This is a genomic window from Filomicrobium insigne (assembly GCF_900104305.1).
Taxonomy (GTDB): Bacteria; Pseudomonadota; Alphaproteobacteria; order Rhizobiales; family Hyphomicrobiaceae; genus Filomicrobium; species Filomicrobium insigne.
Genome location: NZ_FNJC01000001.1, coordinates 1,276,269 through 1,289,154 on the forward strand (window position 1 = coordinate 1,276,269; position 12,886 = coordinate 1,289,154).

Sequence of the window (12,886 nt, forward strand, 5' to 3'; positions counted from 1 at the left end):
TCGACGCATAATCCCTCAAAGACGTGCGGCGAGTGGAACGTTTGTCGGTATCAATCATCACGTGTTTTGGTATTGGGGACGCGGTTATGGAGGTCGTGGGCGGGGTGCCCAAAAACGATGTGTTACATCTGGCGCCCGGGACATTAGTTACTGAGGCTGACATCCATTCGCGGCACAGGCCGATTCTCGATGCTTTGAATGCGGCGATCTACATCACTGATACGTCGGGGCGGATTACATATTTCAACGAGGCTGCGGTTCAGCTGTGGGGCCATAGGCCGGAGCATAACACAACGGGACTCGATGGGTTCTGGCAGCTTTTCTGGCCGGATGGGAGTCCACTGCCTTTCGTCGAATCGCCCATGGCACTGGCCTTGGAGCAGGGGCAGCCTGTACGGGGAATAGAGTTCATCGGTGAACGACCCGATGGTACACGTGTACCGGTTCTGCCTTTTCCGACCCCGCTTTTCAGCGGTGAAGGAACGATCGTCGGCGCGGTCAATATGCTGGTCGATTTGAGTGACCGGCGCCAGATGGAGCAACGCCTCATCTCTATCGTTGAGTCTTCCGACGATGCGATCATAAGCAAGGATCTTGATGGTATTATCAGGAGCTGGAACAAAGGCGCCGAGCGAATATTTGGGTACACCTCGGAAGAGGTGATTGGAAAATCGATCACCATCCTAATCCCTGAAGATCGAGATAATGAAGAGCCCGAGATCATCGAGCGGATAAAGCGTGGCGAGCGCATCGATCACTACGAGACTGTTCGACGCCGCAGCGATGGATCACTCTTGGATATCTCGCTGACGATCTCTCCCATGACGGATGTCAGGGGACGTATCATTGGAGCGTCCAAGATCGCTCGTGACATTTCCGATAGGAAGCGTGCGGAAGAGCAGCAGACGCTACTCCTTCGGGAAGCAATGCATCGTGTTAAGAATACACTTGCGACAGTTCAAGCACTCGCGACTCAATCTCTCCGGAATGTTCCGGAGAAAGACCGTGAGGTGTTCTTGGCACGTCTCCAGACTTTGGCGGCTGCCCATGACCTGCTCAACAATGGCGATTGGGATCGTGCGCCTCTGCACGCTGTGGTGGACCGTGCGCTGTCAGCCTTCGATACGACGCGATTTCGGGTCTCCGGGCCAGAGGTTTGGCTGACGGCTAGCAATTCGTTGACGCTTACGCTTGCGCTGCACGAAATGGCGACCAACGCTGCCAAGTATGGAGCGTTGTCCAACGGGACGGGGACCATAAGTCTAGATTGGAAGATGCTAGAACTGGATGACGGTTCGCGCGTGAATATGTTCTGGTGCGAGACGGGTGGGCCTCCGGCGTCCCCGCCGAGCAGCAAGGGGTTTGGTTCGCGCCTTATTGAATACACACTCAAGGAAGTTGAAGCCGAGTATGGGCCGGAAGGTTTCCGTTGCTCTTGGCAGACTGATTTATAGCGGCTGCGTATCTTTTAAATGAAAATTTTTAGCCGATAGACGTACGGGTTCGTGGGACGGAACTGTATAGCAATGTTCGAATGAGCGCAGTTTTGCCACGCTTTTCAAAAAAACGTAGCGAAGTGGCGGGATGTGATTTGCGTGCCTTCCTGCGTCCCGAGAATAATACGGCAGCTCGATTAATTTCAGTTGGCGGACATAATTTGCCGAAGCGCTGATTTGGATAACTAAGTTTAATTCTCGTGCCTTATGTTCGTGTTTGAAGTTTTATATTGGAAATAATCGCAGTTATTTTTATTTTTCCGATCGTCTGATCGGAACGAATAATTTTTATTATAAACACATAGTATTTCGGTGGCGCGGATGACTTTTCTCGTAACCGTGATTACGCCCACGACAGGATGCTCGCTTCTGGCGCGCGCCATGGCGAGTGTCGCAGCTCAAAGTTACAAGCCGATCCAGCATATGGTCGTTATCGATGGGGCGGAGTGTGGCGCGCCAGCGCGGTCGATTATAGCCGGCCGACCCGTTGATGTTATCGAGCTACCGTATGCGACGGGGCGAGATAAGTTCAATGGTCATAGGATTTACGGAGCCGGAACGTTTCTCTGTCGTGGTGACGTCGTATGTTTTCTAGACGAAGACAATTGGATGGATCGAGATCATATCGAAAGTCTTGTGAATGTTCTGATGAAAGGAAATGAATGGGCCTATTCTTTAAGGAAGATTGTTGATCAAGATGGGAATCTTGTTTGTTTTGATAACTGCGAGTCTCTCGGGAAGTGGCCCAGTGTATTGTCCAATCGAGACTACTTGGTTGATGTTAATTGTTTTATGTTGCCAAAGGTGCTTGCCCTGAAGCTGACGCCGCTGTGGTATCGGAAAGCGCGTACGCCCGGTGTATCGGAAGTCGACCGGGTGCTTACCAAGGTGTTGCGCGAGAAAACTCAGCGTTTCGACAGCAATTACCGATACTCTTTGAACTATTGCGCTGGGCGTACATCCACATCTGTGAGAGCGAGTTTCTTTCTGAAAGGCAATGCTGTTATGGAGCGGCGCTTTCCTATGGGGCTTCCGTGGAGTCCGCTGAGCAAAGCCATGCAGTGATTTGCGCCTCGCGGATCAGTTCAATGAAGAGAGATCAAGTGGGGACGGCGGTTCGCCATTCGCGTGGCGCGATATGATCGCGGCATAGGCATGCTCGACGTGCTGAACGGTTCTTGGCGTATCAAAAAGCGCGCTTGTGTGACGTGAGCTTTGCAACTTCGATTTTAGCGTTCTGAGCGCTGAAGGATTGTGCGCGAGTTGCACTGCAGTGTTTTTGTAGGCAGCGATGTCGGCAGTTATTAATTCGGGTAGTTGGCACGCCGTGAGAAGGCTTGTGGCGACGCGGCCTGCGAAGGATGACCCTGTGCAGGTTAGGATCGGGATGCCCATCCAGAGAGCATCGCTCGCCGTCGTATGTGCATTGTAGGGCAGGGTGTCGAGCACTAGGTCAATGTGGGCGTGACGCGCCAGGTGGTCCGGATTGGACGCACGCGGGGCGAAGACAATACGCTCCGGTTCGACGCCGCGAAGTACGGCTGCTTCGCGGAGATTCTCTCGGCCTTCAGCCGTGCTATCGAGCAGCCACAGGATGCTGTTGGGGACGGCCTTGAGGATACGCATCCATACATCGAATATTTCCGGCGTGATTTTGAATGCGTTGTTGAAACACGAAAACACAAATGCGTTGTCTGGCAATCCGCATTCCGCGCGAGTTGGTGGCAGTTCGCTGACCTTTCGGTTTCGGTCGTTTGGCTGGTATGGCCCTGGCAGCCAGATCGGGTTTTCCGCAAAGTTATGAGCGTTTTCGCGCGGTATCACGATGGGGTCAGCGAGGACATAATCATAGCATGCACTCCCTGACGTGCCTGGCCAGCCGAGGTAGAGAACTTGGATCGGTGCAGGCCGCTTCGCAAAAATCTCCATGCGGTTGTGTTGGTTAAAGCCCTGTAGATCGATCGCGATGTCTAGCTCGAGCTGCTTCATGGCGTGTGCAATTTGTGGACTGGATAGGTTTGAGACATCCACAAACTTATCGAAAGCCGTCTCCATGCGTTGTCGCATCGGAGTCTTTTCGATGGGCCCATAGGATATTCCGACAACCTCAAACTTTTCGCGATCATGGAGTTCAATGAGTTCGCTAATGAGGTATGCCGTTGCGTGTTCGCGAAAGTCAGCGGAGACATAGGCAAGGCGGATCTTGCCGGTGTTTGCTCTTCGAGCGGATGTAGTTCGGGGAACCGTTGTCGAGGTGAGCGTTTGAGAAGCCGCGCGCGCCGCCTTAAAGCAAGCGGACGCATCCCCGCTGATTAGTGTGATCAGGTAGGGGCTAGGCGCACCGTTGTTCGTTTGCGAACGGCTCTCAGGTGGAGGGTGGTCTAATGCTGCGAGCAGCATTTCGGACTCTGTCTGGTAGTTTGTCCAGTCGCAGATTCTGAGCCGCGCAAGCATCAAGCCACTTCTGGCTGCAACATTTTCAGGCTGATGTTTCAGGATTGAAGAATACTGCTCAATCGCGGCAGGGAATTTCTTGTTGCGGTATAGCTGCTTAGCAAACTGGAGCCGGAATTCAATATCGGTGGGGGCCAGAGCGCAGGCGCGCTGAAAGGCCAGTTCGGCGTTCTCAAATTGGTAATCGCGCCGGAATGCGATCGCGAGGTTGAACAACATGCTGGCGTGTTTTGGCCAACGCTTGGCGGCACTTGTGAAGTGATCTATGGCTTCGGCGAGGCGGCCTGTTTCCAAGAGCACGAGACCCAGGGTCATTGCTGCTACGTCTAATTCGGGGTCTCTTTGGAGGCAGTCCTTGAGTATTGGCTCGGCTTCGTTGAAGCGCTGGAGCTTGTACAACATGGTCGCGTAGTTGAATTTCAAGCCCGCGTCGTTTGGGGTGGAGTTAACTGCGCGCTGCATGAGATCGAGGGCGGCGCTGGGATAGCCCTGTTCGAACCTGGTGATGGCTAAGTATCCCAGGACCTCTCCGTCATGGGGCGCGCGTTTAAGATACTTGACGTACGCGGCTTGCGCGCCGCGGAGATCGCCGCGGCGGTGAAGGCCTATAGCTTTGTCGCGCAGTTGGGCGACTTGCTGACGTGATTTCGGTTTTCGCATCGCATCTCCGCCGCGTGTCGCTGAGCCTCACCGGAGAGTGGCTGGGCTTCTGCGTGATGGTAGCGGAGGATAAGGTGCCTCTCTAGAGGGGCGATAATAACCCACAGGTACTTGAGCGCAAATTCGCACGTGGAGGTATGCAGGCGCGAGTTCTTCACGCCTGCTGTGCTCCCAAAGTTTCTTGTGACGATTATGCTGAGATTGACTCAGCGGATCGTGCCGTCATTTGGCGGTTGTGTGCGCGGCGGGAATCTTCGCGCCATCGAGTTTGTAAGACCAGGGCAGGCCCGCGTTCTTCCAACCGTTGATGGTTCGTCGGCCCTCTTTTGACGCGTCGCCTTCGAACCCGTCGTAAACGCTATAGACGTTCGTGTAGCCAGCTGCGGCCAAGGCATTGACGGATTTTGCACTTCGGTCTCCGGAGCGGCACATGACGATAACCATGTCGGATTTGCTCAGGCCCTTTTGGCTGAGCGCCGCATCGACGTTGGCGACGAACGAGGTGTTGGGTGCAAGTTTAAACCTGTTTTTTGCTGCATCCCACGTCGCTGGATAGACCATCTCGACGAACGGAACGTGTGTATCAATTTCGCCGGTTGCGCCAACGAACATCAACTCCGCGCTGGTTCTCACGTCGACGAACAAGACTTTCGAGCGATTGCTTGTCACTTCGTCGAAAGCTTCTTTCGCGCTGAAGTACTTTTTAAGCACGGTCTGTTTTGAGGTTGGGACTTCAGCTGTTGCGTTTGCGTGCCCAGGGGCGGCGATCACAAAAGCAAGAAGTGTAAGGATGATGCCGATGCGGCGGGACATGGGGGTGGTCCTTTTCTGGCACGACTTTTCCGATTGAGTGGCCGGGATAGCCGAAATCTATAAGAGCCTTCCGATCATCGATCGTGTCGATGCAATTGAGACACAGCAGATTCTGATTGAGGCCGGCTTGTGTTCAAAAAGTTGACTGAAAACGTATAGATATGCTCCATAAGGTTGATGATCAGCGTTCCGATGGATGAGTGCTTGGCATGTAACGCGCTGATCTTGAGAATTATTCTTCGATGGAGTGCGTTGCTATGACGACCGGCACCTGCCTTGATAATGAAGCGTTGAGTTCCAGTGGAAAAGCGAAAAAACCAATCTCACTCGCCTATCAGGGGCTCAAAGTTTCGACCGGTGTCGCTTCGCTTGTGACGCTGCCGAGTGCTTATTCGACCGCTCAGGCCCAGGACGCAACAGCTACGCCTCTTCCAGAACTTGTTGTTGAGGGGCAAGCCCCGAAAAAGAAGGCGGCTAAGCCAAAAAAGCCATCACCGGCACCTGTATATGAGCCGGCCGAGGTGATGCCTGCACCCGCGGTTACGAATGCTTCGGAAGGCGGCAATTCGACATTTGCGTTGACGCCAGCCAGTGGCAACACCTCGCAGGCCGGGACGGGTATTGGACGGTTGCCGGGTACGGTTCAGGATGTGCCCAAGATTGTGAATGTTGTGCCTCAGCAGATTTTGGAGCAGCAGGGTATTCAATCGCTTGAGCGTGCCCTTCAAAATGTACCGGGTGTCACTGTCGCGATTGGCGAAGGGGGTCCGCCCAACGGTGACCAGTTCCGTATTCGCGGTATTGAAGCGCGCGGCGACATCTACACCGACGGTTTGCGTGATTTCGGTATCTTCACGCGTGATGCCTTCAATTATGAATCCGTTCAGGTTTTGAAGGGGCCTTCATCTGGGACCTTTGGTCAGGGTACGGCCGGTGGCGCAATTAATACGCAGTCCAAGACGGCGCGGCTCGATACTTTCTCCAGTGGAGCAGTCTCGCTTGGCAGTGGCTCACTGAAGCGCACGACAGTTGATGGCAACTACCAGCTGAATGAGACCTCGGCTATTCGCATCAACGGTATGTTCCAGGATGACGAGAATCCCGATCGCGACCTGATCGAGTCCAACCGCTGGGGTGTGGCTGCGTCTCTTGGTCTGGGACTTGGCACGAATACCGAACTGGTCGTCAACTACTTCCACCAGAAGGAAGACCGCGTTCCTGATTACGGTATCCCAGGCGTGCTACGACCGGGCTCAACGGTCGGGCAGCCGCTTTCGGAATACGGTGTTCCGCGCTCAAACTTCTACGGGTTTGATACGGATACCGATAAGACTCAGGTTGATGCGCTGACCGCCAAGTTCAAGCACACTTTCAACCCGTTCTTCACGGTGTACAACGATACGCGCGTGACGGGGTATGATCGGACGTTCGCCGCAACTCAGGCGAACTGCCAACGGTCTGGCACTGTGCCAACGGCCTGTTCCGATAGTTTCTTCACGACCGGCGACTATAACGGCGTAACGCGTGGCGGCCCGTCGCCTTACGAGCTGGATGGCTGGGCATTTCAGAACGTGACGTCGGCTGTCGCCAAGTTCAATACCGGCATGTTCCGCCACGAGCTTGTCGCCGGTGTCGACTACGTTCGCGAAAGCAACGAACGCCAGGGATACAGCTATTCGCCGGGCCGACCGGATGGCACGATCGTTGATCCTAGCCATGCCTCACCTTTCAGGTGGAAGCTCGGCACCAAGAGGGAGTCCGATAGCAGAAACCTCGGTCTGTTCGTGAGCGATCGTCTCTGGCTGACACCGCAGCTTTCCGTCGTCGGTGGCGTTCGTTGGGACGATTTCGAAGCCGAAACCAATAACGGCGGCACGATCACGAAAACAGATAATGAAATGACGAACCCGAATGCGAGCGTCATTTGGGAACCGGTGCCGAACCAGAACCTTTACTTCTCGTGGGCAAGAGCCCAGAGCCCGCAAGGGTCCTACATCACGGGCGAAAGCGTTTCGAGTTCTGTTCTGGAGCCAGAAGAAGCCGAGACGTTTGAGGTCGGTACGAAGCTGAACTTCCTAAATGGAAAGCTCGGGTTCACAGGTGCGATCTTCAAGGTGACGAAGGATAACGCCTACGGTATCGACCCGGATTCGGGTCTCATCAACGATAGTCGTGGTCGTGGGGAGAGTTATGAGATCCGCGGTGTGGAGCTTGGTGTTACGGGGCGGATACTGCCTGACGTGACGATTTTCGGTGGCTACACTTACCTGGATACACAAATTGTCGACAACGGACAGGGAGAGCCCAATGTCGGCAATCAGATGTGGCTCGTTCCCGAACATGCAGCATCACTTTGGGCGACTTACGATGCATCCGATTGGCTGCTGCGTCCTGCTGGTCTGACCGGTGAGTGGTTGTGGGGTGCCGGCGTTCGCTATCAGAGTGAGATCTTCCTGAACTCCGACAACAGTCTGAAGGTGCCGTCGAGCTTCACTTTCGATGCGATGACGTCTTACGAGTTCAACAACTACAAGATCACGCTCAATGGCTACAACCTTACGGACGAGCTGAACTACGACCAGCTCTGGACAAGTCGTGCTGTTCCGTCAAAGGGGCGCACCTTCACTGTCACCGGTGCGGTGAAATTCTAAGACATCCTTGCGTTGGCAATCTTGTTGGCGGGTCGGCCTCGTGCTGCCTGCCAACACTCACGGTTACATCAATGTCGATACCTAGCACTTTTGCCATCTCGGCTTACGACTTGCCGCTGGATGCGCAGCAGCAATTGCGACTTTCGCCAGGCTACCTAGCGCAATGGGCGCGTTCGGAAGCGTGTGGCGGAAGTTCCGCGGCTCAACTGATCCTGGGTCATCTCTTGCTCAATGGGCATGGTGTGACTGCGGATCACGCCGCGGCCTATCGCGCGTTTCTCGACGCGGCACGCGATGACTCTGCGGACGCGATGAACATGGTCGGGCGTTGCTACGAACGTGGTTGGGGCGTTCCCGTAGATTTTGCCGAGGCCGCGACGTGGTATCGCCGCGCCGCTGATCGCTCCCATACCTGGGCCCAGTTCAACCTTGGAAGCTTGCTCCTTCACGGGCAGGGCGTGTCCGCCGACTTACAGCACGCCCTTGCGTTGTTCGTGCGTTCGGCGCGCGGCGGCAACGCAAAGGCCATGAACATGCTTGGGCGTTATCGCGAGGAAGGATGGGTCGGCCGCGTCAAGTTGAATTCGGCGCGTCGTTGGTATTGGCGTGCTGCGATCAGGGGGTGTTATCGCGGGCAGTTCCACTTTGGCCGATTTCTCTCGGACGAAGGGCAAGTCGCAAAAGCTACATCCTGGTTCCAGGCTTCGCTCGAAAGCGCACCTCGGGAGTTCTCAATCGAAATCGCGCCCTATTTAGCTCGTCATGCCGACCCGCGTATTCGCTCGGTTGGTCTCGCGGCGATGGAGCGACTTAAGACAGCGCCACGGGAGCGGGCCGCCGAATGAAACAGTTACGTGAATTTCTGCACATCGGCGATCGCCCATTCTGGTTGCGTCACCTGCATCGCTGGCACTGGATCAGCGCGGCAATTTCCTTGGTGGGGATGATGCTGTTCGCCATCACGGGAATTACCTTGAACCATGCCCGGCAGATTGAGGCGGGTCCGCAGGTCACATCGCGGGAGGGGACGCTTCCGCCTGCCCTTCTTAAAGAGCTTGCCACGAAGGAAGGCGAGAAAGAGCGACCCCTCCCGGACTCGGTCCAGGATTGGCTCAGTCGAGAGCTGTCGATTAGCGTCGGTGAACGTGCTGCCGAGTGGTCGGAACAGGAGGTGTATGTCTCCCTGCCACGTCCGGGCGGAGATGCCTGGCTGACGATTGATCGCGCTCAGGGCGCCGTTCTTTACGAGCTCACCAACCGGGGTTGGATCTCGTACCTTAATGACCTTCACAAAGGCCGGAATGCAGGGCTCGTCTGGTCCCTCTTTATCGACGCGTTCGCAGCAGCCTGTCTGATCTTCTGTTTCACCGGTTTGTTCCTTCTGCAAATGCACGCTGTGCGACGTCCGTCGACGTGGCCGATGGTTGGCGTTGGCATCGCAGTTCCGGTGGCAATCCTTCTTCTGTTTGTTCACTGAACGAGGCTTATACGATGCGCAAACTCCTGACCCTCGGCTTGTCCAGTCTTGCGACTGGTCCCGCATTCGCTGCGGAACTCGCCGTCACGATTGAAGTGCCGCAGCTCAAGGTTGCCGAATATCATCGTCCCTATGTCGCATCCTGGATTGAGACCAGCGATGGCGGGCTCGTTGCGAATTTGGGTGTCTGGTACGACACCGCGCAGCGAGACAATGGCGGGAACAAGTGGCTCAAAGACATGCGGCTTTGGTGGCGTCGCGCGGGTCGCGCCCTCGAAATGCCTGTCGATGGCCTGAGTAGTCCGACGCGTCCTCCTGGAAAACACGACGTCGACCTTACGTTCGCTGAACCTAAAATCGCGGGACTGGCCGATGGTCAGTATGCGCTGGTCGTGGAGGCCGCGCGAGAAGTGGGCGGACGCGAGGTCGTGCGCATTCCCTTCCAATGGCCTCCGCAGGCTGAAGAAAGCAAGACGGTGAGCGGAGCCGAAGAACTCGGCGCGATCACTCTGCGCGTCCAGCCCAAATAAACCGAGGAGCGATTCAAATGAAGTTTCCGGGCAAGCTACTTGTCGTATCTCTTTGCCTGTTGCTGCCGACGGCGGCTCAGGCGCATCGGTCCTGGCTGTTCCCGTCTTCGACGGTTTTTTCCAAAGCGGGCAGCTGGGTTTCGATTGACGCGGCGCGGTCGAATGATCTGTTCTACTTCGATCACTTTCCCATGCTCTTGAGCAATGTTGATGCGCAGCCTGAAGAGCTCGCCAAGATGCGTCGGCGTAATCGTGGTGCTGCACCGGCCATAGAAATTTCCGCTCCTGACGGTGGAAAGCTCGATCCGAAGTTCGGCCATGTCGGGCGTTTCCGTACGACTTTTGATGTTCCCCTGGAAAAGAGCGGCACCTACAAGATGTCGGTTTTCGAAACGGGAATGTTTGCGCGCTACAAGCTCAACGGCGAAGAGAAGCGGTGGCGCGGGACGGAAGAAACTTTCGAAAAAGAGATTCCGAAAGACGCAGAAGAATTACGGGTTACCGATCGGTCTAGCCGGGTCGAGACCTTTGTCACGGTCGGGAACCCGACAAAGGACGTTCTCAAACCTACCGGTGCCGGTCTGGAGTTGGAGCCGGTAACGCACCCTAATGATCTTTACGCAAAAGAGACCGCGACGTTTAAGTTTCTTCTAGACGGAAAGCCCGCAGCGGGAATTAAGGTTTCGGTCATCCGTGGCGGTATTCGCTATCGGGACGCGCTCGGCGAGATTGAAGCGACGACTGGTGACGATGGAACCGTCAAGGTGACGTGGCCGGAGCCGGGAATGTACTTCATCTCCGCATCCGCCCGTCGCGAAGCGTCTGAGCCCAAGGGCCGGCAAATGAGCGCCGGTTATGCGGCGACTTTGGAAGTCTTGCCGCAGTGAGCGGTTCGTCTGAAGGCCTGGAAGCAGCGCCGGATCCGTCCGGCGCTCTTTCGCCTGTGCCGATTACGGCAGACGAGCGGATCGTACTGATTCCACCCCATATCCCATCTGGACTGGCTCGGGTGCGGAGCGGCGGCGCCGTCCACGAAGTCGCTGGCGAGACCATGGGAACCACATGGTCGATCCGTGCCGTCGTGAACAATGCCGTTGTGTTGGAGCAGGTGCGTGGGCGGGTGGAGCGTGTGTTCGCGCGTATCATCGCGCAAATGAGCACGTGGGACTCGCAATCCGATATTAGCCGTTTCAACGACGGGCCAGCCGGAAGCTGTCACGCGCTCGAGACGGAATTTTTCCACGTGCTCAATGCAGCGCTGCGGCTCGCGCGAGAGACAAGTGGCGCTTATGATCCGACCTCAGGCGCGCTTGTGGATCTTTGGGGATTTGGAGCGAAGCCCTGGAATGGGGAGGAGCCGTCCGCCGCAGATGTGCAGAGCGTATTGCAGTCTTCAGGTTGGCAGCGGTTGTTATTCGATCCGGAGGGATTGTCCATTACGCAACCGGGTGGTTTGCGGTTGGATCTGTCGTCCATCGCCAAAGGCTATGCGGTCGATGCGGTTGCCGCGTTGCTTAAGGCCAACGGCGTTCGCAGCTTCCTGGTCGAGGTTGGTGGAGAGCTTTGCGGTGAGGGTGTAAAGCCCGACGGATTACCCTGGTGGGTCTCTCTGTCCCCGCAGGGTCTGGCAGGTGAAGCTGAGAGCATGCTTTTCGCCGATCCGGTTGTGGCTTTACACGGTTTCTCCGTGGCCACGTCCGGGACCGGCATTCGCAACCGTGATGTCGGTGGGGAGCGTGTCAGCCATCTTATTGATCCGCGCACCGGCTATCCCGTTGCCAACGAGATCGTGTCCATCACAGTTCTTCATAAGTCCTGCATGCTTGCGGACGCTGAGGCGACGGCGATCTGTATTCTCGGTGCGGATGAGGGTGCGGCCTATGCGTGTCGCAAGAAGCTGGCTGCCGTCTTCACTATCGATAAAGGCGATGGCCTGGAGCTTCGTTTAACTCCTTACGCCAAGGCCATGCTCGACTGAAGAGTGCGAATGCTTGGGAGCGGCAACGTTGCACGCCTTGAAACTTGACAAAAATAGTCATGTTGTAGCTTTTCCTAACTCTTACGATCTCTTGTCGCTGTTCCGGGAAGCTTAAAAATGCTCGTTCGTATTCCTCAAGTCCTCACTCCTGAAGAGGTGGCACGCGCTCGCCAAGCTCTCGAAGCAGCGGCTTGGGTTGATGGCAAAGTGACGGCCGGCGAACAGGCGGCCAAAGCCAAAACGAATTTGCAGATCCCAGAAGATTCGCAAACAGCGCGTGAACTTGGAGAACTGATCCTGCGGGCGTTGGGGCGAAATCCTACGTTCAACTCCGCGGCGTTGCCGTATCGCGTCCTACAGCCGATGTTCAATCGGTATGATATCGGTATGAAATTCGATCCGCACGTTGATGGCGCTGTGCGCACCGTGCCCGGTGTGGGCATCCGTATGCGTGCGGATGTTTCGTCGACCCTCTTTCTAACAGCTCCGGAAGACTACGACGGTGGGGAACTCGTTATCGAGGACACCTACGGAAGTCATAAGGTGAAGCTGCCGGCGGGGGACATGGTCGTCTACCCTTCGACCAGTCTCCACTATGTAACCGAGATTACCCGCGGCAGCCGTTGGTCCTCATTCTTCTGGACCCAATCGATGGTGCGCGATGACGGCAAGCGCACCGAGATGTTTGAACTCGACAAAGCCATCATGGAACTGCGTCAGCAATTGCCGGATGACAATCGTGCCGTCGTGGCGTTGACGAGCCATTACCATAATCTGTTGCGTCGTTGGGGCGAGCTGTGACCAGAAACTTATTGTTGCGCTGGTGC

Annotated in this window: 11 protein-coding genes; 9 read left to right on the forward strand and 2 right to left on the reverse strand. The window is 55.8% G+C overall.

Annotation, left to right across the window (positions count from 1 at the left end):
• Positions 1 to 104 precede the first annotated feature (104 nt).
• Together BLS30_RS05845 and BLS30_RS05850 are read left to right on the forward strand one after the other, a co-directional pair.
• A complete protein-coding gene (locus tag BLS30_RS05845; protein ID WP_170832414.1) occupies positions 105 to 1,454 on the forward strand; it encodes a sensor histidine kinase in 1,350 nt (449 codons plus the stop codon).
• Between the two features lie 363 nt (positions 1,455 to 1,817).
• Positions 1,818 to 2,561: a glycosyltransferase family A protein gene (locus BLS30_RS05850; RefSeq protein ID WP_090227175.1), complete on the forward strand. Its 744-nt coding sequence runs from the start codon at positions 1,818 to 1,820 to the stop codon at positions 2,559 to 2,561.
• Between the two features lie 15 nt (positions 2,562 to 2,576).
• Here the strand turns inward: BLS30_RS05850 and BLS30_RS05855 are convergent, their stop codons facing one another.
• Together BLS30_RS05855 and BLS30_RS05860 are read right to left on the reverse strand one after the other, a co-directional pair.
• On the reverse strand, positions 2,577 to 4,610 hold the full coding sequence (locus BLS30_RS05855) for an O-linked N-acetylglucosamine transferase, SPINDLY family protein (protein ID WP_090227177.1): 2,034 nt from the start codon (positions 4,608 to 4,610) through the stop codon (positions 2,577 to 2,579).
• Between the two features lie 222 nt (positions 4,611 to 4,832).
• Entirely contained in the window at positions 4,833 to 5,423 is a 591-nt protein-coding gene (locus tag BLS30_RS05860; RefSeq protein ID WP_090227180.1) for a rhodanese-like domain-containing protein, read from the reverse strand.
• Between the two features lie 257 nt (positions 5,424 to 5,680).
• Between BLS30_RS05860 and BLS30_RS05865 the strand changes: the two genes are divergently transcribed.
• From BLS30_RS05865 to BLS30_RS05895, 7 genes are all read left to right on the forward strand, one after another.
• Positions 5,681 to 8,074 (forward strand): TonB-dependent receptor, encoded by a 2,394-nt coding sequence (locus BLS30_RS05865; protein ID WP_160298684.1) that lies wholly within the window; start codon positions 5,681 to 5,683, stop codon positions 8,072 to 8,074.
• Between the two features lie 71 nt (positions 8,075 to 8,145).
• The gene (locus BLS30_RS05870; RefSeq protein WP_090227183.1) at positions 8,146 to 8,919 is read left to right on the forward strand and encodes a tetratricopeptide repeat protein; all 774 of its coding nucleotides are present in this window, start codon (positions 8,146 to 8,148) and stop codon (positions 8,917 to 8,919) included.
• Complete coding sequence (locus tag BLS30_RS05875) at positions 8,916 to 9,551, forward strand: PepSY-associated TM helix domain-containing protein (protein WP_046476988.1); 636 nt, start codon at positions 8,916 to 8,918, stop codon at positions 9,549 to 9,551. The genes BLS30_RS05870 and BLS30_RS05875 overlap by 4 nt, the downstream gene beginning before the upstream one ends.
• 14 nt (positions 9,552 to 9,565) lie before the next feature.
• Positions 9,566 to 10,081 carry a DUF2271 domain-containing protein gene (locus BLS30_RS05880; RefSeq protein ID WP_046476986.1) on the forward strand — a complete coding sequence of 172 codons (516 nt, stop codon included), beginning with the start codon at positions 9,566 to 9,568 and terminating at the stop codon, positions 10,079 to 10,081.
• 17 nt (positions 10,082 to 10,098) lie between these two features.
• Entirely contained in the window at positions 10,099 to 10,968 is an 870-nt protein-coding gene (locus tag BLS30_RS05885; protein WP_090227186.1) for a DUF4198 domain-containing protein, read from the forward strand.
• Complete coding sequence (locus BLS30_RS05890; protein ID WP_210184003.1) at positions 10,965 to 12,059, forward strand: FAD:protein FMN transferase; 1,095 nt, start codon at positions 10,965 to 10,967, stop codon at positions 12,057 to 12,059. The genes BLS30_RS05885 and BLS30_RS05890 overlap by 4 nt, the downstream gene beginning before the upstream one ends.
• A 117-nt stretch (positions 12,060 to 12,176) precedes the next feature.
• A complete protein-coding gene (locus tag BLS30_RS05895; RefSeq protein ID WP_046476981.1) occupies positions 12,177 to 12,860 on the forward strand; it encodes a Fe2+-dependent dioxygenase in 684 nt (227 codons plus the stop codon).
• The last annotated feature ends 26 nt before the right edge of the window (positions 12,861 to 12,886 follow it).

Excerpts from the sequence above, each read along its gene's own strand:
- BLS30_RS05860 (WP_090227180.1), bottom strand. The coding sequence starts at position 5,423 with ATGTCCCGCCGCATCGGCATCATCCTTACACTTCTTGCTTTTGTGATC.
- BLS30_RS05875 (WP_046476988.1), top strand. The coding sequence starts at position 8,916 with ATGAAACAGTTACGTGAATTTCTGCACATCGGCGATCGCCCATTCTGG.
- BLS30_RS05895 (WP_046476981.1), top strand. The coding sequence starts at position 12,177 with ATGCTCGTTCGTATTCCTCAAGTCCTCACTCCTGAAGAGGTGGCACGC.
- BLS30_RS05885 (WP_090227186.1), top strand. The coding sequence starts at position 10,099 with ATGAAGTTTCCGGGCAAGCTACTTGTCGTATCTCTTTGCCTGTTGCTG.
- BLS30_RS05870 (WP_090227183.1), top strand. The coding sequence starts at position 8,146 with ATGTCGATACCTAGCACTTTTGCCATCTCGGCTTACGACTTGCCGCTG.
- BLS30_RS05865 (WP_160298684.1), top strand. The coding sequence starts at position 5,681 with ATGACGACCGGCACCTGCCTTGATAATGAAGCGTTGAGTTCCAGTGGA.
- BLS30_RS05855 (WP_090227177.1), bottom strand. The coding sequence starts at position 4,610 with ATGCGAAAACCGAAATCACGTCAGCAAGTCGCCCAACTGCGCGACAAA.
- BLS30_RS05880 (WP_046476986.1), top strand. The coding sequence starts at position 9,566 with ATGCGCAAACTCCTGACCCTCGGCTTGTCCAGTCTTGCGACTGGTCCC.
- BLS30_RS05850 (WP_090227175.1), top strand. The coding sequence starts at position 1,818 with ATGACTTTTCTCGTAACCGTGATTACGCCCACGACAGGATGCTCGCTT.